The sequence below is a fragment of the uncultured Ramlibacter sp. genome (assembly GCF_936925435.1).
GTDB lineage: Bacteria > Pseudomonadota > Gammaproteobacteria > Burkholderiales > Burkholderiaceae_C > Ramlibacter.
In genome coordinates, this window is the sequence record NZ_CAKZHQ010000002.1 from 49,187 (window position 1) to 73,503 (window position 24,317).

Genomic DNA, 24,317 nt, shown 5'->3' on the forward strand with positions numbered 1-24,317 from the left:
GCACATGGCCCTGAAAGAAACCAAGTCCACCTGCCCCTACTGCGGCGTGGGCTGCGGCGTGGTGATCGAGAGCGAGGGTGAGCAGATCACCGGCGTGCGCGGCGACCCGGACCATCCGGCCAACTTCGGCCGCCTGTGCACCAAGGGCTCGACCCTGCATCTGACCGCCACCGCACCCATCACCCGCCAGGCCCGCCTGCTGCATCCCATGCGCCGCGAACAGCGCGGCGACACACCGCAGCGCGTCGGCTGGGACGAGGCGCTGGACCTGGCGGCCGCTCGCTTCGGTCGCGTCATCCAGGAGCACGGGCCCGACGCGGTCGGCTTCTACATCTCGGGCCAGTTGCTGACCGAGGACTACTACGTCTTCAACAAGCTGGCCAAGGGCCTGATCGCCACCAACAACGTCGACACCAACTCGCGCCTGTGCATGAGCAGCGCGGTGGCCGGTTACAAGCTCACCCTGGGCGCCGATGCGCCGCCCAACTGCTACGACGACGTCAACCACGCCGGCTGCATCTTCATCGTCGGCAGCAACACGGCCTGGGCCCATCCCATCCTGTTTCGCCGTATCGAGGACGCCAGGGCCGCCAACCCGCAGCTCAAGATCATCTTCTGCGACCCGCGCAAGACAGACACCGCCGAGATCGCCGATCTCTACCTGCCCATCCAGCCGGGCACGGACGTGATGCTGTTCAACGGCCTGCTGCACATCATGCTGTGGGAGGGCTGGACAGCCCCCGCCTACATCGCCGCCCACACCAGCGGCTTCGACGAACTCAAGGCCACGGTGCGCGACTGCACGCCCGAGCTGGTGGCCCAGATCTGCGGCATCACCAAGGAAGACCTGTTCGCCGCGGCGAAGATGTTCGCAACATCCCCCGCAACACTCAGCCTGTACTGCCAGGGCCTGAACCAGTCCAGCAGCGGCACGGCCAAGAACGCCGCCCTGATCAACCTGCACCTGGCCACTGGCCAGATTGGCAAACCCGGCGCCGGCCCCTTCTCGCTGACCGGCCAGCCCAATGCCATGGGAGGGCGCGAGGTCGGCGGCCTGGCCAACCTGCTCAGTGCCCACCGCGACATGGCCAACCCGCAGCACCGCGCCGAAGTCGCGGCACTGTGGGGTGTTCCCTCGGTGCCGGACAAGCCGGGCAAGACTGCGGTGGAGATGTTCCAGGCCGCGGCCGACGGCGAGATCAAGGCCTTGTGGATTGCCTGCACCAACCCGGCCCAGTCCATGCCCGACCAGGCCACGGTGCGCCGCGCCCTGCAGCGCGCCGAATTCATCGTCGTGCAGGAGGCGTTTTCCACCACCGCCAGCTGCGACTACGCCGACCTGCTGCTGCCGGCCACCAGCTGGGGCGAGAAGACCGGCACCGTCACCAACAGCGAACGCCGCATCAGCCGGGTGCTGCCTGCCGTGCCGGCGCCCGGCGGCACGCGCCATGACTGGGCGATCGCGGTGGAATTCGCGCAGCGGCTCGAAAAACAGTTGCGGCCCGGCCAGCCCACGCTCTTCCCCTATCCCCTGACCGACGCCGGCGCCGAAATGATCTGGAACGAGCACCGCGAATCGACCCGCGGCCGCGACCTGGACATCACCGGCATGGGCTACGCCATGCTGGAGCGCGCGCCGCAGCAATGGCCGCTGCGCGAAGGGCAAAGCACAGGCAAGGCCAGGCTGTACGAAGACGGCGTCTTCCCGACGGCCGATGGCAAAGCGCGCTTCGCCAACACGGTCTACAAGCCGCTGGCCGAGCCGCGCGAGTCGCGCTATCCCTTTTCGCTGACCACCGGCCGGCTGCGCGACCACTGGCACGGCATGAGCCGCACCGGCACGCTGGGCCGGCTGTTCGGCCATGTGGCCGAGCCGTCCATCGAGCTGCATCCTCAGGACATGCAGCGCCGCGGCTTGGTCGAAGGAGACCTGGTCCACGTCACCAGCAAGCGCGGCTCCATCGTGGTGCCGGCGCAGGCCAGCAACGCGCTGGGCCTGAACCAGGCCTTCATGGCCATGCACTGGGGCGGCGAGTTCCTCAGCGGCTGCTCCGCCAGCGGCGAGCGGCTCGCTGGCGTCAACGCGCTGACCACCTCGGCCTATTGCCCCAGCTCCAAGCAGCCCGAACTCAAACACGCGGCGGTGAAGATCCTCAAGGCCGAACTGCCCTGGTCGCTGCTGGCCCTGGCCTGGCTGCCCGAGGCCGACGCCCTGGCGACGCGCGAGCAGCTGCGCCAGATCATGGGCCTGTTCCCCTTCGCCTCCTGTGTGCCCTTCGGACGCGAGCGCGCCGGCGTGATGCTGCGCGCCGCAGCCCATGAGGCGCCGCCCGACGAGCTGCTGCAACGCATCGAGGGCCTGATGGGCGTGGGTGGGGCCGACGCCCTGCGCTATGCCGACAAGCGCAAGGGCCAGCGCCGCGCCATGCGCCTGGTACGCCACGGCGACCAGGCCCAGCTGGAAGCCTTTGTGCTGGCCGGCGACACCAGCGCCCAGGCCTGGATCCGCACCCTGCTGCAGGACGAACTGCCGGCCCAGGCCTATGGCCGCCAGCTGCTGGCGCCCGGCGGCCAGCCGCCGCTGGCCGTGCGCGCCGCTGGCAAGCAGATCTGCACCTGCTTCAATGTCAGCGACACGGCGATCGCCCACCAGCTGTCCAGCGCCACCGGCGGCCCCGAAGCGCGCCTGGCCTCGCTGCAGGCAGCGCTCAAGTGCGGTACCAACTGCGGCTCCTGCGTGCCCGAACTCAAGCGCATGGTGCGCGCCAGCCTGCCGGCCAGCGCCCTGCCGCAGGCGGCATGATGGCCATATTCGGCATATAGCTGGAAGTCATCAGCGCTCTGTGAAAATCGGGGCAACAAGCAAAGACCATGGGCATCAGCCAGTACATCAAGGAAATCGGCCGCGGCAAGCAGGGCGCGCGTTCGCTCAGCCGCGCCCAGGCCACCGACCTGTTCGGCCAGATCCTGGACGGCACGGTCAGCGACCTGGAACTGGGCGGCTTTTGCCTGGCCATGCGCATCAAGGGCGAGACAGCGCAGGAGATGGCCGGCTTTCTCGATGCCATGGCTGCGCGCCTGAACCATGTGCCCGCGGGTGACAAGCCGCTGGTGGTCCTGCCCAGCTACAACGGCGCGCGCAAGCTGCCGGTGCTCACGCCCCTGCTGGCCCTGCTGCTGGCGCAGCGCGGCGTGCCCGTGCTGGTGCACGGCACGGCCACCGAGACCAGCCGCGTTTTCGTCCCGCACGTGCTCGAGGCCCTGGGCATGCGTGCGCGCACCTCGGTGGGTCCGATTGCCAACGGCGAAGCGGCCTACCTGCCGACCGAATTGCTCAGCCCCGGCCTGAAACGCCTGCTGGACGTGCGGCGGGTTGTCGGCCTGCGCAACTCCGGCCACAGCCTGGTCAAGCTGATGAATCCCTGCGCCGGCCCGGCCGTGATCGTCAGCAGCTACACCCATCCGGAATACGCCATCTCGATGGCCGAGGTGTTCGAACTGATGGGCTCCACGGCCTTGCTGCTGCGCGGCACCGAGGGCGAAGTGGTGGCCGACGCCCGCCGCCTGCCGCAGATGGACGGCTTCATTGCCGGTCGGCGGGTGGCGCTGCAGGAAGGCCGCAAGGGCACGCTCACCGATCTGCCCGACCTGCCCAAGGACATCTCGCCCGAAACCACCGCCGCCTACATCCAGGATGTGCTGGCAGGGCGCAAACCGGTGCCGGACTCGCTGGCCCTGCAGGTGGAACATATCTTGCAATTGGTCCACGCATCCACCCCGACCCCCATGGCAGAAACAGCATGAGCAGCAGCATCGACACCTTTCCCGGCGCAGGCCTGGTCACCCTGGTCGGCGCCGGCCCCGGCGACCCGGAGCTGCTGACGCTCAAGGCCGTCAAGGCCATCCAGGCGGCCACCGTGCTGATGGTGGACGACCTGGTCAGCGACGAGGTCGTGGCACTGGCCGCGCCGGGTGCGCGCATCGTCCACGTCGGCAAGCGCGGCGGCTGCAAGAGCACACCGCAGGCCTTCATCGAGAAGCTGATGGTGATGGCGGCACGCGAGGGCGAGAACGTGGTGCGCCTCAAGGGTGGAGATCCCTTCATCTTCGGCCGCGGCGGCGAGGAGGTCGAGCACCTGAAGGCCGCCGGCATCGAGGTGCGCGTGGTCAACGGCATCACGGCGGGCCTGGCGGCAGTCACCTCGCTGGGCGTGGCCCTGACCCACCGCGAGCATGCCCATGGCGTGGTCTTCGTCACCGGCCATGCGCGGCCCGGCGCCGAAGGCACGGACTGGCGCGCGCTGGCCGCGACGGTGCGCGACGCCCGCCTGACTCTGGTGATCTACATGGGCGTCACCGGCGCCACGCGCATCCAGCAGGAGTTGCTCACCGGCCTGCCGGCTTCCACGCCGGTGGCCATCGTGCAGCGCGCCAGCCTGCCCGACCAGCGCCACGCCGTGACCACGCTGGGTGCGCTGGCCGCCACGCTGGACAGCGAGCAGCTGGCCAGCCCCTCGGTCATCGTCGTGGGTGACGTGGTGCGCGGCGTGGCTGCAAGCACCGCAACGCAGACCCACTCGCGCGCCGCCTGAGCGGGTCGCCCCGCCGCATACACTGCGGCGCATGCAATCTTTCGATACCGTCGTCATCGGCGCCGGCGCGGCCGGCCTGTTCTGCGCCGGCGTCGCCGGCCAGCTGGGCCTGAAGGTCCTGCTGGTCGACCACAGCGAAAAAGTCGCCGAGAAGGTGCGCATCGCCGGTGGCGGGCGCTGCAACTTCACCAACCGCGACCTCGACCCGCGCGCGCCGCACAAGCACTTTCTGGGCGAGAACCCGAACTTCTGCCGCTCGGCCCTGTCGCGTTACACGCCGCAGGACTTCATCGCCCTGGTGCAAAAACACGCCATCCCCTTCCACGAGAAGCACAAGGGCCAACTGTTCGGCGACCGCTCCTCCGAGGACTTCATCCGCATGCTGCTGGCCGAGTGCGAGGCCGGCGGCGTCACCCGCTGGCAGCCCTGCAAAGTCGAAAATATCCGCGAATCGGCCTCCAGCCCTCATGGAACGGACGCCTACCGCTATGAAATCGATAGCGATCGGGGCGTGGTCCAGGCCCGCCACGTGGTCATCGCCACCGGCGGGCTGTCCATCCCCAAGATAGGCGCCACCGACTTCGGCTACCGCGTCGCGCGCCAGTTCGGCCTGCGCGTGGTCGAACCCCGCCCGGCCCTGGTGCCCCTGACCTTCGACGGCGAGGCCTGGGCCCCCTATGCGCAGCTGGCCGGCCTGGCCCTGCCTGTGGTGATCGAGACCGGGACGAAGAAGCAGCGCATGGCCTTCCAGGAAGACCTGCTGTTCACCCACCGCGGCCTGTCGGGGCCGGCCGTGCTGCAGATCTCCAGCTACTGGCGCAGCGGCGAGTCGATCCGCCTGAACCTGGCGCCCGAGGCGGGCCTGATCGAGGCCCTGGCCCAGGCCAAGGTCAGCTCGCGCAAGCTGCTGGTCAACGAGCTGGCGGCCATCGTGCCCTCGCGCCTGGCCGAGGCCTGGGTGCAGCAGGATGCGGCCTGGCAGCGGCCGGTGGCCGATACCAGCGACAAGGCCCTGGCTGCGCTGGCCGCGCGCCTGGTCCAGTGGGAGCTGGTGCCCACCGGCAGCGAGGGCTACAAGAAGGCCGAAGTCACGGCCGGCGGCGTGGACACGCGCGACCTGTCCTCGCAAAGCCTGGAATCGAAGCAGCCCGGCCTGTACTTCATCGGCGAGGTGGTGGACGTGACCGGCTGGCTGGGCGGCTACAACTTCCAGTGGGCCTGGGCCAGCGGCCATGCCTGCGCCCAGGCGATGGCCCAGGCCCAGGCCTAGGGCGCACCCAAGCCCGGCGGTGCGCCTGGGGCGGGCCGGGGAATTCGGCCAGATTTCCCGCCGCGCGGGGGGCTTGGACGGTGCCGCTTGCCCAAAGCCGCGGGGAGGCTATAATCTCGGGCTTTGCTGGCAAACCCCAACGGCCTGATCAACTTACAGTTGGGGACCCCCGCCCGGAGCCTGATCTTCTCCCGGCACATTTTGAAATCATTCGAATGACGACCATCCGTGTTAAAGAAAACGAGCCCTTCGACGTGGCTCTGCGCCGCTTCAAGCGCACCATCGAAAAGCTGGGCCTGCTGACCGAACTGCGCGCCCGCGAGTTCTACGAAAAGCCCACCGCCGAGCGCAAGCGCAAGAAGGCAGCCGCCGTCAAGCGCCACTACAAGCGCGTGCGCAGCATGCAGCTTCCCAAGAAGCTGTTCTAAGCTGCTGCCCTCGCGGCACCGAAAAAAGCCTGCTGGGGACGCTCAAGCAGGCTTTTTTCATTCCTGAACCAGAAAGAACAACCATGTCCCTCAAAGAACGCATCACCAATGAGATGAAGGACGCCATGCGCGCCAAGGACAGCGAGCGCCTGGGCACAATCCGCCTGCTGACCGCCGCGATGAAGCAAAAGGAAGTGGACGAGCGCGTGGAGCTGGACGACGTGGCCGTCATCGCCATCGTCGACAAGATGCTCAAGCAGCGCAAGGACAGCATCGAGGCCTTCGAGAAGGCCGGTCGCCAGGACCTGGCCGACAAGGAGAAGTCCGAGTCCCTCGTGCTGCAGGCCTACCTGCCGGCGCGCCTGTCGGCCGAAGAAGTGGCCTCTGAAGTCAAAGCCATCGTCGCCGAACTCGGCGTGGAATTGGGAAGAGCCGCAGGCCCCGCCGACATGGGCAAGGTCATGGGCGCCGTCAAGGCCAAGCTCGCCGGCAAGGCCGACATGGGCCAGGTCAGCGCCGCTGTGAAGGCAGCACTGGCCCCTTGAGGTTTTGAGCGCCGCTGGGCCGCCCCAAGGCGCGAAGGCCCCCTCGGGGGCAGCGAGCTACACGCAGTGAGCGAGCGTGGGGGCCTTAACTTCCTGCCAGCTTCATCCTGTTGACCAGGATGGAGCCCACGGTCTTGGCGCCGTAGTTGTAGGTGTCGGCACCGATGGCCTGGATGCCGGCCAGCATGTCCTTCATGTTGCCGGCAATGGTGATCTCCTGGACCGGGTAGGCGATGCGGCCGTTCTCCACCCAGAAGCCGCTGGCGCCGCGCGAATAGTCGCCCGTCACGTAGTTGACGCCCTGCCCCATCAGCTCGATCACGAACAGCCCCGTGCCCAGCTTGCGCAGCATGGCGTCCAGGTCGTCGCCATTTTTCGTCTGGCGCGAGCGCATGGTCAGGTTGTGCGAGCCGCCGGCGTTGCCGGTGGTCTTCATGCCCAGCTTGCGGGCCGAATAGCTGCTCAGGAAGTAACCCTCGACGCGGCCGCCGTCCACCACCTTGCGCGCACTGGTGCGCACGCCCTCTTCGTCGAAGGCGGCGCTGCCCTTGCCGCGCTTGAGCGTCGGGTCTTCATGGATGTCGATGTGCTTGGGGAAGACCTTCTTGCCCAGCGAATCGAGCAGGAAGCTGCTCTTGCGGTACAGCGCGCCGCCGCTGGTGGCCTGGACATAGGCGCCCAGCAGGCCGGCGGCCAGCGGCGACTCGAACAGCACCGGGCATTCGCGGGTGCTGATCTTGCGTGACTTCAGGCGCGACAGCGCCCGCTCGGCGGCATAGCGGCCGATGGCTTCGGGCGAGGCCAGTTCGTCGGCCGAGCGCATCGAGCTGTACCAGGCGTCGCGCTGCATGCCGTCGCCCTTGCCGGCAATCGGCGCCACCGAGAGCGAGTGGCGCGAGCTGGCGTAGCCACCGCGAAAACCGCGCGAATGGGCGCTGAAGAAATGGCTTTGCTGGGCCGAGACACCGGCGCCCTCGCTGTTGGTGATGCGCTTGCTGGTCTGGAAGGCCGCGGCCTCGCAGGCCAGCGCCAGTTGGGCGGCCCGCTCGCTGTCGATGTCCCAGGGGTGGAACAGATCCAGGTCGGGCTGCTCCTTGGGGCCGGCGATGTCCTGGGCGTCGGGCAGGCCGGCCACCGGGTCTTCGGCGGTGAAGCGGGCGATGTCGTAGGCCGCCTGCACGGTCTGGGCGATGGCCGCCTTGGAAAAGTCTGAGGTGCTCGCATTGCCACGGCGGTGGCCAATGTAGACGGTCACGCCCAGCGATTTGTCGCGGTTGCGCTCCACGTTCTCCAGCTCGCCCTTGCGCACCGAGACCGACAGGCCGCAGCCTTCGGAGGCCTCGGCGCCGGCATCGCTGGCGCCAAGCTTCCTGGCGTGCGCCAGGGCCGAGTCGACCAGTTCTTCAAAATAGGCGCGGCTGTAGCTGAAGCCGCGGTCGGCTCGGGGATCGGGTTTGTTCATACCGGGGCTATGATACCGGCGGCCGCTCACCCGCAGCGCCACTCCCCCGGATCCCCAGATGTCACGCAAACCCAAAAAAGGCTACTTCGTACGCGGCGAGTTCGTCGCCGAAGGCAGCGAACTCGACCTGCAGCTCAAGGCCGAGCTTCGCGGCACAGCCGACGCCAGCAGGACCGACCTCAAGCGCGAGAGCACCGAACTGCAAAAGCTCGGTGAGGCTTTGCTGACCCTGCGCGCTGACCTGCTCGAGCGCATCGGCCTGTCCGAAAAGCTCCAGGACGCCCTGGTCGAGGCCAACCGCATCACCAATTTCGAGGGCAAGCGCCGCCAGATGCAGTTCATCGGCAAGCTCATGCGCCTGCTCGATCCCGAGACCCTGCAATCGGTGCGCGATGCACTGGAAGACCAGCACAGGGGCTCGGCCGCCGAGCGGCTGGCCCTGCACCAGGCCGAGCAATGGCGGGACAAACTGATCGCCGACGACGAGGCCCTGGCCTTGTGGCTGGCCGCCCACCCGCGCACCGACGTCCAGCAGCTGCGCGCCCTGGTGCGCCAGGCGCGCAAGGACAACCCGCCCGACAAGGCCGCCGAGTCGCAGGGCTTGGCGCCGCGCCATGGCCGGGCCTACCGGGACATCTTCCAATTGGTCCGCGAGCACCTGGAACATCGCAATGACGATGAGTGAGTTCGATGCCGTGCGCATCGGCATCGTCTCGGTCAGCGACCGCGCCTCCAGTGGCGTCTACCAGGACAAGGGCCTGCCGGCCCTGAAAGACTGGCTGTCCAGGGCCTTGAAGAACCCCATCACATTCGACGAGCGCCTGATCCCCGACGAGCAGGCCGGCATCAGCGCCGCCCTGGTCTCGCTGGTGGACGCCGGCTGCGCCCTGGTGCTGACCACCGGTGGCACCGGCCCGGCGCCGCGCGACGTCACGCCCGAGGCCACCCTGGCGATTGCCGACAAGGAAATGCCGGGCTTTGGCGAGCAGATGCGCCAGATCAGCCTGCGCTTCGTGCCCACGGCCATCCTGTCGCGCCAGGTCGCCGTCATCCGCGGCAAGAGCCTGGTCATCAACCTGCCCGGCCAGCCCAAATCCATCCAGGAGACGCTGGAGGGCCTGAAGTCGGAACAAGGCGAGCAACTGGTCAACGGCATCTTCGCGGCCGTGCCCTATTGCGTGGACCTGATCGGCGGGCCCTACCTGGAAACCAACGACGCCGTCTGCAAGGCCTTCCGGCCCAAGTCGGCCGTGCGACCGCTGAAGCCCTGAGCTATTTGCCCACCAGCTGGGTGAGCTTGGCGGCCTCGAAACACTCCTTGAGCGCCGCGTCCTCGGGCACGCAATCGTCGCTGCTGCGGGAAGAGGCCGAGAGCTTCTCGATGGCCTGCCACAGCAGGGCGATCTGGTGGTCCTGCGAGGAGGCGCTGTCGATCAGGCCCTTCATGGCCTGGCCGATCGGATCATCGTCCAGCGTGATGCCGTAGGCCGAGAACTTCTTGGCTGCCTGGGTGGCCAGGTCGGCGCTCTCGCCGGTGCGCGACGGGATGATGCGTGCCGGGATGCCCACGGCCGTGGCGCCCGCAGGCACGGGCTTGATGACCACCGCATTGCTGCCGATCTTGGCGCCGTCGCCCACCTCGAAGCCGCCCAGCACCTTGGCGCCGGCGCTGACCACCACGTCCTTGCCCAGCGTGGGATGACGCTTGGCGCCCTTGTACAGCGAGGTGCCGCCCAGGGTCACGCCCTGGTAGATGGTGCAGCCGTCGCCGATTTCCGCGGTCTCGCCCACCACCACGCCCATGGCATGGTCGAAGAAGACCCGCTCGCCGATCTTGGCGCCCGGATGGATCTCGATGCCGGTGAGCCAGCGCGAGATGTGCGAGATGAAGCGGCCCAGCCACTTGAGGCCATGGTTCCAGCACCAGTGCGCGCGCCTGTGCAGCACCAGGGCATGCAGGCCCGGGTAGCAGGTGATCACCTCCCACGTGCTGCGCGCGGCAGGGTCGCGGTCGAGGATGCACTGGATGTCGGAACGAAGGCGGCTGAACATGGCTGGAAGTCTAAAGCTTCGGCTTTTTCGCTGCTTGCGACATGGCCTTGGCCACACCGCGAAGAATGTGGATCTCTTCGACCGTGGGCTGGGCCCGGTTGAACAGCTGGTTCAGGCGCGGCATCAGCTTCTTGGGCACGGCGGGGTCGAGGTACTCGATGTCCACCAGGGCCCGCTCCCAGTGCTCCAGCATGCCCGCCAGGGCCTGGGCATCGGCCGGCACGGCCTCGGGGGCGGCCGCTTGCACCGCATAGCCACCCAGGGCCATGCGCCATTCATAGGCCACCAGCTGCAAGGCGGCACCCAGGTTGAGCGAGCCAAAGCCCGGATTGGTCGGGATGCTCAGGGCCACATGGCAGCGGTAGACATCCTCGTTGCGCATGCCGAAACGCTCGGACCCGAACAGGAAGGCCACGTTCTGCGCCGTGGCGGCCAGGCCCGGCAGGTGCTCGCGCGGGGTCGAGGTGGGCGGGCCGAAGTCGCGCGGCGTCATGGCCGTGGCGCACAGGTAGCCCATGCCGTCAATCGCCTCGTCCAGGGTCTCGACGATGCGGGCGTTCTCCAGCACGTCCAGGGCGCCGCTGGCACGCTGGATGGTTTCTTCGCGGCGCAGCACATTGGCCCAGCGGGGGGCGACCAGCACCAGGTCGGAAAAACCCATGGTCTTCATGGCGCGGGCGGCCGCGCCCACATTGCCGGCGTGGCTGGTGTTCAGGAGGATGAAACGTGTATTCACACAGAGGGCGGTAAAATGGGCGTATTGTCGCTGTCCGCATCGCCGGGCAGTCTGTCCAGCCAGCTCCTCAAAAACTTATGTCGTCTCCCAACCTGCATCCCATGCTCAATGTGGCCATCATGGCCGCACGCGCCGCCGGCGCCATCATCAACCGCGCCGCGCTGGATGTGGAGTCCGTGCGCATCTCGCAAAAGCAGGTGAACGACTTCGTGACCGAGGTCGACCACGCCAGCGAGGCAGCCATCATCGAGACCCTGCTGACGGCCTACCCCAGCCACGGCATCTGGGCCGAAGAGTCGGGCAGGGAGCACGGCAACCGGGATTCCGACTTCATCTGGATCATCGATCCGCTCGACGGCACCACCAACTTCATCCACGGCTTCCCTGTCTACTGCGTCAGCATCGCGCTGGCCGTCAGGGGCAAGGTCGAACAGGCCGTCATCTACGACCCCAGCCGCAACGACCTGTTCACCGCCACCAAGGGGCGCGGCGCCTACATGAACGCGCGGCGCCTGCGCGTGTCCAAGCGCGTCGACCTGCGCGGCTGCCTGATCTCCACCGGCTTTCCCTTCCGCCCAGGCGACAACTTCAACAACTACATGCGCATGATGGCCGACGTCATGCAGCGCACCGCCGGCCTGCGCCGCCCGGGCGCCGCCGCGCTCGACCTGGCCTATGTGGCAGCAGGCTTTACCGACGGCTTCTTCGAGACCGGCCTGTCGCCCTGGGACGTGGCTGCAGGCTCGCTGCTGGTGACCGAGGCCGGCGGCCTGGTGGGCAACTTCACCGGCGAGCCCGACTTCCTGGAACAGAAGGAATGCCTGGCCGGCAGCCCGCGCATCTATGCCCAGCTCGTGCCGCTGCTGGCGAAGTACTCCAAGTTCGCCGGCGTCGCCGACAAGATGGCCGTGGCGCGGGCAGCGACCGCCCCCGAAGACCTGTACGCCCGCACCACCACGGCCGCCGCAGACGAGGAAGCCCCCGCTGAGCAGGCCCCTGCCGCACCGCGCAAGACCATGCGCGTGCGCAAGGCGCCTTGAGCCTGCTGGACCACTCTCCCTGGGCCACCTGCCTGGTGGCCGCCGTGCTTGCGGTGCTGGCCGCCCTGGTGGTTCTGCGCATGGGCCGGGCCATGCTGCTGCGCACCACCGGCCATTCGCGCATGCTCAGCGCCCTGGTGGCCGCCGGTGAACAGCCGGCCAGCGCCATCCTCCCCCTTCTGGCCCTGCAAGCCGTCTGGCAGGCCGCGCCCAACGACCTGCGCTTCATCGACGGCATCCGCCACTTCAACGGCCTGGCCCTGATCGCGGCCCTGACCTGGGGCGTGATGGCCTTCATCGGCGGCGTGGCCAACGGCATCATCGCCCGCCATCCGGTCGACGTCGACGACAACCTGCAGGCCCGCAGCATCCAGACCCAGACCAAGGTGCTGGCGCGCTGCGCCATGGTGCTGGTGCTGCTGGCCGGCACGGCCATGGCCTTGATGACCTTCCCCGGCGCGCGCCAGCTGGGCGCCAGCCTGCTGGCCTCGGCCGGCGTGCTCGGCATCGTCGCCGGCATCGCCGCCCGGCCGGTGTTCTCCAACCTGATCGCCGGCCTGCAGCTGGCCCTGGCCCAGCCGATCCGGCTGGATGACGTGCTGATCGTCAAGGGCGAATGGGGCCGGGTCGAGGAGATCAACGGCACCTATGTGGTCCTGAAGATCTGGGACGAGCGGCGCCTGATCATCCCGCTGCAGTGGTTCATCGAAAACCCCTTCGAGAACTGGACCCGCAGCAACTCGCAGATCCACCAGGCGGTCTACCTCTTCGTCGATTTCAGCGCCCCGCTGGAGCCCCTGCGCGCCGAGCTGCAGCGGGTGGTGGAGGCGGCACCCGAGTGGGACCAGCGCACGGCGCAGCTGGTGGTGGTGGACGCCACCGACCGGGCCATGAAGCTGCGTGCCCTGGTCTCGGCCCGTGCCGCCGGCCCGGCTTTCGACCTGGGCTGCAAGGTGCGCGAGGCGCTCTATGCCTTCCTCGCGCGTGAGTACCCGCAGTGCCTGCCGCTGGTGCGCTCGCTGGGCGACTTCCGTGCCCAGAGCGAAGAGCGGGCCGCTCAGCCGGCAGATCCCACGACGGTCCGGTAGAGCGCGCGCACCAGGTCGGTCTGGGTGATGATGCCCACCAGCCGCTGCTCGTGGTCGATGATGGGCAGGTGGTGGTGGCCGCCTTCGGAAAACAAGGGAATCAGGTCCACCAGCGGCCGGTCGGCGCTGGCCACGCGCACCTGGCGCGTCATGATCTGGCCCACCACCTCCGGCTTGTCGCTGTGGGTCACGCCCATGCGCCGCACCACGGCGCGCAGGCGTTCGCCTATGCCTTCATGGCGGTCCAGGTCGGCATTGCGCATGAAGTCCGCCACCGTGACGATGCCCACGATGCGCCGGGCCCTGTCCACCACCGGCAAGGCCTTGATGCGGCGCTGGCGCATCAGCGCCCAGGCCTCTTCCAGCGAGGCGCCGAACTCCACCACCACCGGCTCGCGGCTCATCACGTCGCTGCAGCGCAGCGAGCCCAGGTTGCGGCCGTAGGCGGCCATCTCCGCGTCGTACAGCAGGGCCGCCAGGTCGTCGCGGCTGATGTCCAGCACCTGGTTGTAGCGGGCCAGGGCGGTGTCCAGGTCGGCCTCGGTGAAACGCGAGCCGGGCTTGGGCGGCGTGGCGGCGGGCGCCTGGGTGTGGGGGTAAGCGCGACCGGTCAGGCTGTTGTAGGCCATGCCGGCGGCCACCAGCAGAATGGAGTTGGCCAGCACCGGGAAGGCAGCAAAGTGGAAGTCGCCGGTGTGGGTCAGCGCCACCAGCAGGGCCGAGGCGCCGCCGGGCGGGTGCAGGCAGCGCAGCTGGAACATGGCGGCAATTGCCAGGCCCACGGCCACCGCCCCGGCCAGGGCCGGATCGGGGATGGCCAGCACGCAGGCGATGCCTACCAGGGCCGAGACCGTGTTGCCGCCCACCACGGCCCAGGGCTGGGCCAGCGGGCTGGCCGGCACGGCAAAGACCAGCACCGCGCTGGCGCCGATGGGCGCCACCAGCCAGGGATCGAAATGGAAGAAGCCGCCGAGCCAGCGGCACACCAGGCCGGCCACCGCCACGCCCACCGCCGCACCCACGAAGGCACGGATGCGCTCCTTGCTGTCCACCCGCACAGGCGCGGGCCACAGGCGCGCCAGCCAGGCGCGCAGCCGGGAAGCGCTCTGCGCGGCGGCAGCGGGAGTGGCGGAGGAAACAGAGGTCTGGGGCGGCATGGGCGGCTGTCTGATGTTGTTCTGTGCAGCGATTCTCACCCAACGCACCAGCGCGGTGCCCTTTTGGCCCGAGCTAGGGGGCGCGCCGCCGCGCCAGATCCTGGGCGATGGGCCTGGCAACGAGCACCGCAAGGATCAGGGCCAGGGGGACGGTGGCGACATAGCCCAGGTGCTTGAAACCCAGGGCGCCGATCAGCCCGCCGGCGAAGAAGCAGCCGGCCAGCCAGGCATGCACGTGCAGCTTGCGGCGGTCGGCGGCCACACCCGGCTTGCCCGTGTCCCAGTTGACGAACAGGGCCTTGCCCAGCTCGATGCCAATGTCGGTGACCAGCCCCGTCACATGGGTCGTGCGGATCTCCGCCTTCGAGATCTTGGTGATCACGGCGTTCTGCAGCCCCATCAGAAAGCACAACAGCAGCACGGTCACCGGCGCGAAGAACGCGGGAAAGGCGGCGATGGCCGCTCCGAAGATGCCAAACACCAGCAGCAAGGCCGCCTCCAGGGCCAGGGGCAGGCAGTAGGCGCCGAACAGCCCGTTGCGCAGGCCCCAATTGACCAGGACCGCGGTCGTCGCGGCGCCCATCACGAAGGCCACGACCGAGGCAGCAGCGGCCAGCGCCATGCCCACGCTCCCCATGACCAGATGGTCGGCCACCATGGACACAGCCCCCGTCATGTGGGAGGTGTACTGCCCCACGGCCAGAAAGCCCCCGGCGTTGGCGGCGCCAGCGACAAAGGCCAGGGCGCAACCGAGCCGGAAGTTGGCCAGAGGCGCGCGCTCGACCGCCGTCCAGCCGCGGATGGCCGGGATCAAGCGAGACTCCGAAGGGCAGGCATCAGTCCGGCAGTCACTAGTGACAGACCGGGTTGTAGACCAGCCGGGTGAGCACGGCGCCGCGCCATTGACCGGGCGGGACCGCGTACTGCCCTGCGGGCACCGTGCCATAGATCGGAAAGGCCAGGGAGCCGACCCGGTTGCGGTCGTTAAGGCCCAGGGCGTTCACGATCGCGAAGGTGCCATTGTTGCCATCGCCCCAGACGCGCGTGCGCGCCGGATCGAGGTACAGGTCATAGCGCAGGAACTCTCCGCTGACCTGTTCGCGCATCTCGCGCGCAGACGACGCCGGCAGCGCGCTCAACTCCAAGTTCACGTCGACGTCCAGACCATCCAGGGGCGCCCTGGTGCAGGTGACACTGATCATCGAGTGGGCATGGGCCGGCTCCTGGCCGGTGTCCGCCGTGGTGCCACGGCCGAAATTGAAGACCTGCACATGGATCTGGCATTCGGCCGGGCGCAAGGGGCAATCAATCTGCGACGGCGGTCGCGGTTTCCGCGAGAACAAGGGGTTCAGTTGGGCCCAGCATGGAAGCTGTGCGCCGCACAGCAACAGGACAACCACAAGGCGCTTCATCGGCATGCCAACACTCCCTGCGCGTCGTTCGAAGGAAGACTTCGCTTCATGCCTGCTTCTCCCACGTTCGTGTCAGATGACGAACTATCATAGGCCATGAGGGTCTTGCCGGGCAGATGGAAACAGGCGGTCGCCACGTTCATGGCGTGCGCGGCTGTGTTCGCCGGTGCCCAGACGATCTTGACCACCAACGCGGTCATGCCGGTCACGATGGAGATTGTCCAGAGCTGTGTGGTGAGAGCTTCCGACCTGGACTTCGGCGCCTACCGCTCCAATTCGGCGGCAGCGGTGCTCGGCCAGACCACGCTTGAACTGCATTGCAGTGCCGGGCAGGTCGCGGAAATCGCGCTGGATTCCGGCACCGGGATCGGCGGGGGCACGACGCGGCGCAGGATGCGCCAGGAGCCGGGCGGCGACAAGCTCGACTACGATCTGTACCAGGACGCCGGCCGCACCGTCCACTGGGGCGACCGCTCGGGCAACGATACGGTCGAAGTGCCGACCTCGGGGAATGTCCAGACGCTGACGATCTACGGAAAAATTCCGGCCAGCCAACGGGTGCGGGACGGCAGCTACAGCGACGAGATCACCGTCAGCGTGTTTTACTGAGCTGGCTGATCGGCCGGACCGGCGTGACGCAGGCTGTACAGACCAACGTTGACGCGGCCCGAGCGGAAGCCCGCCTCGCAGTAGCACAGGTAGTACTCCCACAGGCGCCGGAAGCGCTCGTCGAAGCCCTGCGCGGCGATGCGGGGCCAGGCCGCCAGGAAGCGGCTGCGCCATTCGGCCAGCGTGCGCGCGTAGCTCATGCCAAAGCCCAGGTCCTGCTGCAGCACCAGTCCTTCGCGCGCGGCGTGCTCCCGCATGGCCTGCACCGTGGGCAGCATGCCGCCAGGAAAGATGTGGCGCTGGATGAAATCGGCGCCGCGACGGTAGCGGTCGAAATAGGCCTCTTCGATGGTGATGGCCTGCAGCACCGCCGTGCCGCCGCCGCGCAGGCTGCGGCGCAAGGTGGCGAAGTAGCCGGGCCAGTAGTCTTCGCCGACCGCTTCGATCATCTCGATGGAGACCACGCGGTCGTACTCGCCCTGCACGTCGCGGTAGTCCTGCAGGCGCAGGTCCAGTTGCGACTGCACACCCAGCGACTGGCCGCGCGCGTTGGCATGGGCCAGCTGCTCGCTCGACAGGGTCAGTCCGGTGACATGGGCGCCGTGGCGCTGCGCCAGCTCGGTGGCCAGCGCGCCCCAGCCGCAGCCGATCTCCAGCACCCGCGCGCCGGCCGGTGTGTCCATCAGTTCCAGGATGCGTTGCAGGCGCGCCGCCTGGGCCTGCTCCAGCGACTCATCGCCGCTGGCATACAGCGCGCTGGAATACAGCATGCTGGGGTCCAGCCATTGCGCATAGAAGGCGTTGCCCAGGTCGTAGTGGAAGGCGATGTTGTCGCGGCTTCGGCTGCGCGTGTTGGCGCGGCGCAGGTGCGTCAGCCGGGCCAGCCAGCGCGCCGGCCCGCTGCCTTCCAGCGCGCCGCCCCAGGCGGCCTCGTTGCGGCTGCCGAACTCCAGCAGCGCCACCAGGTCGGGCGAGGACCAGTGGCCGTCGCGGTAGGCCTGCGCCAGGCCCAGGTCGCCCTGCAGCGCCAGCTGCGCCATGGCGCGCCAGCGGTGCAGCACGATGGCCGCTTGCGGCCCCGGCGCCGCGCCGCGTGCCTCCAGGCGCTGGCCATTGGGCAGTTCCACCGAGATGGAGCCGCATTGCACGCCTTCGAGCAGGCGGCCGACCAGGCGGCGCAAGGGCCAGCGCGCCCAGCGGGTCAGCAGGCCGCGCGCAAGGCCCCGCGAGGGCGCTGGACGGGCCAGGTCCACCGCGAAGCCGGTGGGGGAATCGGTGCTGCTGCTCATGGGGTACGGGCCTTGGTGATGACGGTGACGGTGTCGGGCGGCGGCGGCGGACGCGCCTGCAGGGGAACGCCCTTGAGCCAAAGGCGCAGGGCTTCCCAATGGATGGCGGCGACCACCTTGAAGGTGAGCAGGGGATGGCCGAAAAAGGCGGCCAGCAGCGCGCCATCGCCCAGCGGCCGGTGCCGCGCATCGAGACGGGCAACCAGCACGGCGCCAGCTACGTCGTGCACATCCACGCCGATGGCGATGGGCTGCGCGCCGTCGGGCGGCCGGATGCGAAAGCGGTAGTCCATCTCCAGCCCCAGGAAGGGCGAGACGTGCATCCGCTTGGCGCAGCGCTGCAGGATGGGTCCGCCCCCCGCTGACGCGCCCTCTTCCACTTCGATCAGGTAGCTGTGGCGGTCGCCGAAGGTGTTGTTGACCTCATAGAGCAGGGCTGCCAGCCGGCCGTCCACCGCGTGGCAGAAGTACACCGACAGCGGATTGAAGGCATGGCCCAGGATGCGCGGCATGGTCAGCAGGCGGATCGCGCCGCCGGTGGGCAAGCCCGCCGCCAGCAGCTGGCGCTCCACATGGCTGCGCAAGCCCCCGGCCTCGCCCGCGCCGTGGTCGCGCTGGTGGATGCTGAACAGGTTGAAGCGGTCCAGCGAGAGCCAGCGCAGGCGCTTGCACAGCGCGGGCAGCTCGTCGAGGTCCAGCAGCAGCGAGAAGACGCGGTAGCGCAAGCCGTGCCGCAAGGGCCGCATGCGCTGGTGCATCACGTGCCCGGTGTAAAGGGCGCTGTGCATCCCTGCTTGCCTCACGGCGCCACCATCGCCGGCGCCTGCACATGGATGCGGCCGGATTCGTTCGCCACCGTCCAGGGCCGGCGCACGCCGCCCAGGGCTTCGGCCACCGCCAGGCCGGACTGCAAGCCATCCTCATGGAAGCCGGCGCCGAAGTAGGCGCCGCAGAACCAGGTGCGCCGCGTGCCTTGCAGCGACCACAGCTCGCGCTGCGCGCGCACGGCGGCGGCGTCGAACACCGGGTGCTCGTAGATGTCGGTGCGGATCATGTGCTGCGGCCGCGGCGGCGTGACCGGATTGAGCGTGAGGTAGAGCGGGACCCGCGGGTCAATGCCCTGCAACTGGTTCATCCAGTAGGTGACGGACAGCGCCTGCGGCCGGCTGCGGTCGGCACTGTAGTTCCAGCTGGACCAGACGGCGCGGCGCCTTGGCATCAGCGCGGGATCGCTGTGCAGCACAGCATGGTTGCGGCTGTAGCCGAAAGCGCCCAGCAGGCGCCGCTCGCCCTCGCTGGCATCGGGCAGCAGGCGCAGCGCCTGGTCGGCGTGCGTGGCCAGCACCACGTCGTCGAAACGCTGCGGCAGCCAGCCGCCGGCCACGCGCAGCTGCACGCCCTGCGCGCCGCGGCGCACCTCCAGCACGCCGCTGGCCAGGTGCACCTGTCCCTGCAGCGCTTCCAGCATGCGCTGCACATAGCGGCGGCTGCCGCCTTGCACCGTGCGCCAGGCCGGCCGGCCGCTCAGTTGTAGCAGGTGGTGGTTCTCGCAGAAGCGCACGAAGGCCTCGGTCGGGTAGCGGCCGACCTGCGCCGCCGGCGTTGACCAGATCGCCGCGGCCATCGGGTAAAGATGGTCTTCGCGGAAGGCCCTGCCGTAGCCGCGCCGGTCCAGGTACTCGTCCAGCGGCAGCAGCCCGGCTTGCGCGGCCTCGCCCGGCGCGTTGCGGTAGAAGCGCACGAGGTCACGCAGCATGGACCAGAAGCGCGGGCGCACCAGGTTGGCGGGCTGGGCGAACAGGCCGCGCAGGCCGCTGCCCGAATATTCCAGCGCGCCGCCGTCCAGGCTGACGCCGAACGACATGTCGGTGGGCTGGGTCCGCACCCCCAGGTGGGCGAACAGCGCCGTCAGGTTGGGATAGGCCGGCTCGTTGTAGACGATGAAGCCGGTGTCCACCGCCACGCCGTGCACGGGCACGTCGACCGTGTGGCTGTGGCCGCCGGGCCGGCGCCCGGCCTCGAACAGGGTCACGCGGTGGCGCCGCGCCAGCAGCCAGGCGGCCGACAGCCCGGAGATGCCGCTGCCGACCACGGCGATGTCCAGGGGCATGCCATCGGCGTGCTGCCCGGGGGGCATCTGGGTGGCGGGGGCAAGGCTCATTCGGTGTCTCCACGTGGCGGTGTGCTCTGTCTACGCAGGCCCTGCCGGTTTGGATTGCTGCCCCTGTGATCTAATTTCCCGGCCGCTGCGTAACAGCGGCATGGACCCCATCGCCCAGCCGCTTGCAGCTGCAGCCAGGCCCGCGAGGACCAGGCCGGCCCACCTGAGCATCGTGAAGCACCCTGACGCCAACACCGCGCTGCCTTCCGCCGACGACCTGGCCGACCTGGTGCGCGCGGTGGCCCTGTCGGGCGACCGCCAGGCCTTCGCCGTGCTGTTCAAGCATTTCGCGCCGCGCGTCAAAAGCTACCTGGTGCGCGCCGGCGCGGACGATGGGCTGGCCGAGGAAGTGACGCAGGAGGCGATGGTCGCGCTCTGGCGCAAGGCCGCCCTGTTCGACGGCGGCCAGGCCGGCGTCGCCACCTGGGTCTTCACCATCGCCCGCAACCTGCGCGTCGACCGCTTCCGCCGCCAGGGCGGCACGGCCGGCGCCGTCGCCGACGGCACGGACTTCGACACCCTGCCGGCCGACGCCCCACCGCCCGAAGAACGCCTGCATGCTGCACGCATGCAGGCCAGCGTGCGCAACGCCATCGCGCGGCTGCCGGCCGAGCAGGCGCAGGTCCTGCGCCTTTCTTTTTACGAGGACCAGCCCCACGCGCAGATCGCGCACCACCTGGGCATCCCGCTGGGCACCGTCAAGTCGCGCTCGCGGCTGGCGGTGGCCCGCCTGCGCCGCCTGCTGGACGAATCCGAATGACGATTCAACACCACCCCGATGACGCCTTGCTGCTGGAGCACGCTGCCGGCAGCCTGCCCACCGGCCCCTGCCTGCTGGTGGCCAGCCATATGGAAGGCTGCGCCCATTGCCGCTCCCGGCTGGCTGTGCTGGAAGCCGCCGGCGGCGTGATGCTGGAAGAACTGCCCGCAGCCGGACTGGACCCGCAGGCCCTGGCGCGCGCGCTGGCCGCCCTCGATGCGCCCGCGAGCGCACCCGCCAGGGCACAGGCCGCCGCCACGCACCCGCCCCTGCCCCAGGGCACGGCCTGGCCCTCCGCCCTGGCCGGTTGCCCGGCCACGCCCTGGCGCTGGATGGGGCCGGGCATGCACTGGAGCCGCGTCACCGTGCCCTGGGACGCCAGCGCCAACGTCTTCCTGCTGCGCATCGGCGCCGGCAAGTACCTGCCGCAGCACACCCACAGCGGCCAGGAGCTGACGCAAATCCTGCACGGCACCTTCCACGACGGCCGCGCCCTGTTCGGTCCCGGCGACTTCGACGAGGCCGACGGCAGCGTGCGGCACCAGCCAGTGGTGCAGACGGGCTGCGAATGCATCTGCCTGGCCTCGGTCGAGGGCAAGCTGGTGTTCGACGGTTGGCTGGCCCGCATTGCCGGCTCGGTCGTCGGCATGTGAGCGGGCCGCGCTTCAGGCCCTGGCCGCCTGCCACAGCGCGCCATGGCAGGCGGCCCATGCGGCCGCGCCGGTGACGAAAGCGCCCCAGGCCATGTCGGCCAGGGTCAGATGCCAGGGCCAGTTCTTGAGCGTCGCCTGGTTGGTCAGGTCGTAGGTGGCGTAGGCCAGCAGGCCCAGCAGCGCGCCCGCGCACAGCGCGGCCGGCGGCCGCCGCGAGGCGACCGCCGGCGCCACGGCGAACCAGAGGATGCCGGCCACATAGAGCCCATAGAACAGCGCCGCCGGCGCCAGCGCGAAACGCTCGGCCATCAAGTGGCCGATGGCCGGCCGGTACAGCCTGTCGGCCATGGTGCTGAGCCAGACCGCATCGAGGCCAAGGAAGACGACGGCGGCCAGCAGGTAGGCGATGGCGGTCTGGGCGAGGGACATGGCAGGCTCCTGCGGAGAAAACATGGCCAGGGTACGCGCGGCGCCCGCCGCTGGATCACTGCGCGCTCAACGCAGCCGGTAGGACAGCCTGCGGCCGCCCGCCAGGCTGGAGTCCAGTCCCAGCCAGTCGTCTCCCGCTGCCGCGTACCAGACGTCGATCGCCTGATCGCGCAGCGCGATGCGCCATCGCACCGCCGCGACCGGCGCGCCGCGCACGTCCACCGTGCCGGCCTCGAGTTGCTGGATGCGCACCGGCTCGAGCTGGCCGGTCTGCGGGTCCAGCAGCTGGGCCTGCCGGCGCATGGCGGGATGCCAGTAGGCAAAGCCCATGACGCAGCCCGGCAGCAGCCGGCCGGGCGCGGGCGCATCGACGCGCAGCCCACCCTCGGCGGGGGCCGCACGCACGCTGCTGGGCTTGCCGCCGTCTTCGGTGTCGGAGCGCAGGCTGGCCAGGCAGCCGCCCTGCCACTGCTCATGGGCCTGGTGGCGGTAGCGATAGACCGGGATGCCCAGCACGCGCACCGTGAAGCGCGCATCGCTGGCCAGCTGCAGGCCCTGGGCGCCTGCGCTCAGGCGGAACACATGCTCGCCGATGGGCTCGCCATCCAGCCGGGCCTCGAAGCGCCATTCCCTGGGCGGCAGCGGCGGCGCCTGGGCGCGCAAGGACGGCGCGGCGGCGCAGGCCAGGGCAAGAACCCACAGGGTTTTAAGCATCGGCATCGGCATCGGCATCGGCATCGGCATCGGCATCGGCATCGGCATCGGCAACGGGGCGCGGCGCGCGCGGCGGCCAGGGCACGAAAGCGCTGGTGCGGGCGATGTAGGCGCGGAAGGCGGGACCGCGCTGCGCCAGGTCCTTTTCCAGCAGCGCGACGCCGGAGACGCGCAGCAGCAAGAACGTGATCAGCGCCGGCGAGACCACGCTCCAGGCAGCAGCCCAGCCGGCCGCGCCCAGGCCCATCAGCCACAGGCCCCACCAGACGCAGGCCTCACCAAAGTAGTTGGGGTGGCGCGAATAGCGCCACAAGCCGCGGTCCATGACCTGGCCGCGCAGCGCCGGGTCGGCGCGAAAACGCGCCATCTGCGCGTCAGCCGCTGCCTCGCACAGCAGGCCGGCCACGCCCGCCGCCAGGCCCAGCAAGCCCAGCGCGTTCCAGTCGGCACCGCCCGCCAGGCCGGCCAGCAGGGGCGCCGACACCAGCCAGGCCAGCACCGCCTGCAGGCCAAACACCAGGTACAGGCTCTTGAATGCGAAGCCGGAGTGGTTGCGGGCCCGGATGGCCTGGTAGCGCCGGTCCTCGCCATGGCCCCAGTTGCGCCGGCTGATGTAGGCGCACAGGCGCAGCGCCCAGGCGATCAACAGGGCCAGCATGGCGCCGGCCGGGCCGCGCCAATCCGCGCCCAGCAGCCAGGCATAGAGGCAGGACGGTGCCGCGATCCACAGCGGCCAGGCGCGGTCGGCCAGGCTGGCGTCGCGCCGCAGCACGCTGGCCAGCCAGACCGGCAGCGCCAGCAACAGCGCCAGTCCCAGCCCGGCGAGCGCCGCCTGCGTCATGCCGCCTCGCGTTGCTCGAACAGGTAGTGGCTGACCCACCACTGCTGGCCGGCGCCGAAGCCGAACAGCTCCTGCACCGACAGGAAGAACAGGCGCCAGCGGGTCCACCACAGGTCGGCGTCGGCGGCGCCATAGGTCGCCTCAAACAGCGGCATCAGCGTCTCGCGGCCGGCGTCCATGTTCTGCAGCCAGGCCACGGCGGTGCGCTGGTAGTGGCGGCCGTCCCAGCGCCAGTGCTGCCGCAGCTGCAGGTCGTCCTGGCAATGCAGGGCGAGATCGTCGCTGGGCATCATGCCGCCCGAGAAAAAGTGGCGGCTCATCCAGTCGCTGGCATCGCGCTCGACGAAGGCATAGGGGGCCTCGCGGTGCGCGAACACATGCATGAAGAAGAGGCCTCCGGGCCGCAGCCAGCGCGCCACGCCGGCGAACGCCCGCGGCCAGTTGCGCAGGTGCTCGAACATTTCCACCGAGACCACGCGGTCGAAACGCTCGGACGTGTCGAAGGCATTGATGTCGCTGGTGAGCACGCATAGGTTGGCCAGGCCGCGGCGCGCCGCCTCGGCCTCGATGTACTGGCGCTGCGACTGCGAGTTGGACAAGGCGGTGACCGTGCTGGCGGGATAGTGCTGGGCCATCCACAGGCTCAGCGAGCCCCAGCCGCAGCCCAGCTCCAGGATGTGTTGCCCGTCGGCCAGGCCGGCGCGCTGGCAGCTCAGGTCCAGGGCCGCTGCCTCGGCCTGCTCCAGCGTGTGCACGCCTTCGGGCCACCAGCAGGCGCTGTACTTGCGGTGCGGCCCCAGCACCGCGGCGAAGAAGGCAGCCGGCACCTCGTAGTGCTGGGCGTTGGCTTTCTCGGGCAGCAGGGCCAGCGGCGCTTGCCGCATCCCGGCCAGGAAGTCCCGGGTCTGGGCCGCCGCCGCCTCGGCGTCGCCGCTGCGAAGTTCGGCCAGGCGGGCCTTGAGCAGGCGGCGGATGCCCAGGCGGACCAGGGGGTCGGGCGCCAGGCCCTGTTCGACCCAGCGCAGGGCCGTGGCGGTTGCTTGTTGTGCCATGGCCCTGGTACGCGGGCCCGCCGGATT

Annotated in this window: 27 protein-coding genes; 13 read left to right on the forward strand and 14 right to left on the reverse strand. The window is 69.5% G+C overall.

The features are described 5' to 3' along the window. The first annotated feature begins 10 nt into the window (after positions 1 to 10). The 6 genes from Q0632_RS00280 to Q0632_RS00305 all read left to right on the forward strand — a co-directional run bounded on the left by Q0632_RS00280 (position 11) and on the right by Q0632_RS00305 (position 6,835). Positions 11 to 2,803 carry a nitrate reductase gene (locus tag Q0632_RS00280; protein ID WP_298923875.1) on the forward strand — a complete coding sequence of 931 codons (2,793 nt, stop codon included), beginning with the start codon at positions 11 to 13 and terminating at the stop codon, positions 2,801 to 2,803. A 68-nt stretch (positions 2,804 to 2,871) separates the two neighbouring features. Continuing rightward, entirely contained in the window at positions 2,872 to 3,804 is a 933-nt protein-coding gene (gene ybiB / locus Q0632_RS00285) for a DNA-binding protein YbiB (protein ID WP_298923144.1), read from the forward strand. Further along, on the forward strand, positions 3,801 to 4,592 hold the full coding sequence (cobA, locus tag Q0632_RS00290) for a uroporphyrinogen-III C-methyltransferase (RefSeq protein WP_298923146.1): 792 nt from the start codon (positions 3,801 to 3,803) through the stop codon (positions 4,590 to 4,592). The genes ybiB and cobA overlap by 4 nt, the downstream gene beginning before the upstream one ends. A 31-nt stretch (positions 4,593 to 4,623) precedes the next feature. After that, positions 4,624 to 5,862, forward strand: a complete 1,239-nt coding sequence (locus tag Q0632_RS00295) for an NAD(P)/FAD-dependent oxidoreductase (protein WP_298923148.1) — start codon at positions 4,624 to 4,626, stop codon at positions 5,860 to 5,862. 215 nt (positions 5,863 to 6,077) lie between these two features. Beyond that, positions 6,078 to 6,290, forward strand: a complete 213-nt coding sequence (gene rpsU / locus Q0632_RS00300) for a 30S ribosomal protein S21 (protein WP_056196873.1) — start codon at positions 6,078 to 6,080, stop codon at positions 6,288 to 6,290. 83 nt (positions 6,291 to 6,373) lie between these two features. Beyond that, entirely contained in the window at positions 6,374 to 6,835 is a 462-nt protein-coding gene (locus Q0632_RS00305) for a GatB/YqeY domain-containing protein (RefSeq protein WP_298923156.1), read from the forward strand. Positions 6,836 to 6,920: 85 nt separating this feature from the next. Here Q0632_RS00305 and pmbA read toward each other — a convergent pair whose 3' ends face one another. After that, the gene (pmbA, locus tag Q0632_RS00310; RefSeq protein ID WP_298923157.1) at positions 6,921 to 8,297 is read right to left on the reverse strand and encodes a metalloprotease PmbA; all 1,377 of its coding nucleotides are present in this window, start codon (positions 8,295 to 8,297) and stop codon (positions 6,921 to 6,923) included. A gap of 58 nt (positions 8,298 to 8,355) precedes the next feature. Between pmbA and yjgA the strand changes: the two genes are divergently transcribed. Further along, positions 8,356 to 8,982: a ribosome biogenesis factor YjgA gene (yjgA, locus tag Q0632_RS00315; protein WP_298923159.1), complete on the forward strand. Its 627-nt coding sequence runs from the start codon at positions 8,356 to 8,358 to the stop codon at positions 8,980 to 8,982. After that, on the forward strand, positions 8,975 to 9,568 hold the full coding sequence (mog, locus tag Q0632_RS00320; RefSeq protein ID WP_298923161.1) for a molybdopterin adenylyltransferase: 594 nt from the start codon (positions 8,975 to 8,977) through the stop codon (positions 9,566 to 9,568). Before yjgA ends, mog begins: the two co-directional genes overlap by 8 nt. 1 nt (position 9,569) lies before the next feature. Here the strand turns inward: mog and cysE are convergent, their stop codons facing one another. Together cysE and Q0632_RS00330 are read right to left on the reverse strand one after the other, a co-directional pair. Continuing rightward, positions 9,570 to 10,349 carry a serine O-acetyltransferase gene (gene cysE / locus Q0632_RS00325; protein ID WP_298923163.1) on the reverse strand — a complete coding sequence of 260 codons (780 nt, stop codon included), beginning with the start codon at positions 10,347 to 10,349 and terminating at the stop codon, positions 9,570 to 9,572. 10 nt (positions 10,350 to 10,359) lie between these two features. Then, entirely contained in the window at positions 10,360 to 11,085 is a 726-nt protein-coding gene (locus tag Q0632_RS00330; protein ID WP_298923165.1) for an RNA methyltransferase, read from the reverse strand. A gap of 77 nt (positions 11,086 to 11,162) precedes the next feature. Here Q0632_RS00330 and Q0632_RS00335 point away from each other — a divergent pair, with 77 nt between their 5' ends. Both Q0632_RS00335 and Q0632_RS00340 read left to right on the forward strand, forming a co-directional pair. Further along, on the forward strand, positions 11,163 to 12,125 hold the full coding sequence (locus Q0632_RS00335; RefSeq protein ID WP_298923167.1) for an inositol monophosphatase family protein: 963 nt from the start codon (positions 11,163 to 11,165) through the stop codon (positions 12,123 to 12,125). Further along, positions 12,122 to 13,213 (forward strand): mechanosensitive ion channel domain-containing protein, encoded by a 1,092-nt coding sequence (locus Q0632_RS00340; RefSeq protein ID WP_298923169.1) that lies wholly within the window; start codon positions 12,122 to 12,124, stop codon positions 13,211 to 13,213. Before Q0632_RS00335 ends, Q0632_RS00340 begins: the two co-directional genes overlap by 4 nt. On the opposite strand, the gene Q0632_RS00345 is transcribed toward Q0632_RS00340, so the two are convergent. The 4 genes from Q0632_RS00345 to Q0632_RS00360 all read right to left on the reverse strand — a co-directional run bounded on the left by Q0632_RS00345 (position 13,183) and on the right by Q0632_RS00360 (position 15,991). After that, the gene (locus tag Q0632_RS00345) at positions 13,183 to 14,370 is read right to left on the reverse strand and encodes an HPP family protein (protein ID WP_298923171.1); all 1,188 of its coding nucleotides are present in this window, start codon (positions 14,368 to 14,370) and stop codon (positions 13,183 to 13,185) included. The genes Q0632_RS00340 and Q0632_RS00345 overlap by 31 nt on opposite strands. Before the next feature lie 73 nt (positions 14,371 to 14,443). Next, positions 14,444 to 15,184: a YoaK family protein gene (locus Q0632_RS00350; protein ID WP_298923175.1), complete on the reverse strand. Its 741-nt coding sequence runs from the start codon at positions 15,182 to 15,184 to the stop codon at positions 14,444 to 14,446. A gap of 37 nt (positions 15,185 to 15,221) precedes the next feature. After that, on the reverse strand, positions 15,222 to 15,788 hold the full coding sequence (locus Q0632_RS00355) for a spore coat U domain-containing protein (RefSeq protein WP_298923177.1): 567 nt from the start codon (positions 15,786 to 15,788) through the stop codon (positions 15,222 to 15,224). Next, complete coding sequence (locus Q0632_RS00360; RefSeq protein ID WP_298923180.1) at positions 15,779 to 15,991, reverse strand: hypothetical protein; 213 nt, start codon at positions 15,989 to 15,991, stop codon at positions 15,779 to 15,781. The genes Q0632_RS00355 and Q0632_RS00360 overlap by 10 nt, the downstream gene beginning before the upstream one ends. Between Q0632_RS00360 and Q0632_RS00365 the strand changes: the two genes are divergently transcribed. Continuing rightward, positions 15,981 to 16,391, forward strand: a complete 411-nt coding sequence (locus Q0632_RS00365; RefSeq protein ID WP_298923182.1) for a spore coat U domain-containing protein — start codon at positions 15,981 to 15,983, stop codon at positions 16,389 to 16,391. The genes Q0632_RS00360 and Q0632_RS00365 overlap by 11 nt on opposite strands. Here the strand turns inward: Q0632_RS00365 and Q0632_RS00370 are convergent. Genes Q0632_RS00370 through Q0632_RS00380 form a run of 3 tightly spaced genes read right to left on the reverse strand, consistent with a single transcriptional unit; the run spans position 16,385 to position 19,841 of the window. Beyond that, positions 16,385 to 17,680, reverse strand: a complete 1,296-nt coding sequence (locus tag Q0632_RS00370; RefSeq protein WP_298923184.1) for a cyclopropane-fatty-acyl-phospholipid synthase family protein — start codon at positions 17,678 to 17,680, stop codon at positions 16,385 to 16,387. The two genes, Q0632_RS00365 and Q0632_RS00370, sit on opposite strands and share 7 nt — an antisense overlap. Continuing rightward, entirely contained in the window at positions 17,677 to 18,468 is a 792-nt protein-coding gene (locus Q0632_RS00375; RefSeq protein ID WP_298923186.1) for a DUF1365 domain-containing protein, read from the reverse strand. Before Q0632_RS00375 ends, Q0632_RS00370 begins: the two co-directional genes overlap by 4 nt. Before the next feature lie 11 nt (positions 18,469 to 18,479). Further along, complete coding sequence (locus Q0632_RS00380) at positions 18,480 to 19,841, reverse strand: NAD(P)/FAD-dependent oxidoreductase (protein ID WP_298923188.1); 1,362 nt, start codon at positions 19,839 to 19,841, stop codon at positions 18,480 to 18,482. Positions 19,842 to 20,013: 172 nt separating this feature from the next. Here Q0632_RS00380 and Q0632_RS00385 point away from each other — a divergent pair, with 172 nt between their 5' ends. Together Q0632_RS00385 and Q0632_RS00390 are read left to right on the forward strand one after the other, a co-directional pair. Further along, positions 20,014 to 20,601, forward strand: coding sequence for a sigma-70 family RNA polymerase sigma factor (locus Q0632_RS00385; protein WP_298923190.1), 588 nt, complete (start codon positions 20,014 to 20,016; stop codon positions 20,599 to 20,601). Further along, complete coding sequence (locus Q0632_RS00390) at positions 20,598 to 21,254, forward strand: ChrR family anti-sigma-E factor (protein ID WP_298923192.1); 657 nt, start codon at positions 20,598 to 20,600, stop codon at positions 21,252 to 21,254. The genes Q0632_RS00385 and Q0632_RS00390 overlap by 4 nt, the downstream gene beginning before the upstream one ends. Before the next feature lie 12 nt (positions 21,255 to 21,266). Here the strand turns inward: Q0632_RS00390 and Q0632_RS00395 are convergent, their stop codons facing one another. The 4 genes from Q0632_RS00395 to Q0632_RS00410 all read right to left on the reverse strand — a co-directional run bounded on the left by Q0632_RS00395 (position 21,267) and on the right by Q0632_RS00410 (position 24,290). Then, the gene (locus Q0632_RS00395) at positions 21,267 to 21,683 is read right to left on the reverse strand and encodes a DUF2177 family protein (RefSeq protein WP_298923194.1); all 417 of its coding nucleotides are present in this window, start codon (positions 21,681 to 21,683) and stop codon (positions 21,267 to 21,269) included. Positions 21,684 to 21,749: 66 nt separating this feature from the next. Next, complete coding sequence (locus Q0632_RS00400) at positions 21,750 to 22,403, reverse strand: DUF6134 family protein (RefSeq protein ID WP_298923196.1); 654 nt, start codon at positions 22,401 to 22,403, stop codon at positions 21,750 to 21,752. Next, positions 22,390 to 23,238, reverse strand: coding sequence for a DUF1295 domain-containing protein (locus tag Q0632_RS00405; protein WP_298923198.1), 849 nt, complete (start codon positions 23,236 to 23,238; stop codon positions 22,390 to 22,392). Before Q0632_RS00405 ends, Q0632_RS00400 begins: the two co-directional genes overlap by 14 nt. Next, positions 23,235 to 24,290, reverse strand: coding sequence for a cyclopropane-fatty-acyl-phospholipid synthase family protein (locus Q0632_RS00410; protein ID WP_298923200.1), 1,056 nt, complete (start codon positions 24,288 to 24,290; stop codon positions 23,235 to 23,237). Before Q0632_RS00410 ends, Q0632_RS00405 begins: the two co-directional genes overlap by 4 nt. Between the last annotated feature and the right edge of the window lie 27 nt (positions 24,291 to 24,317).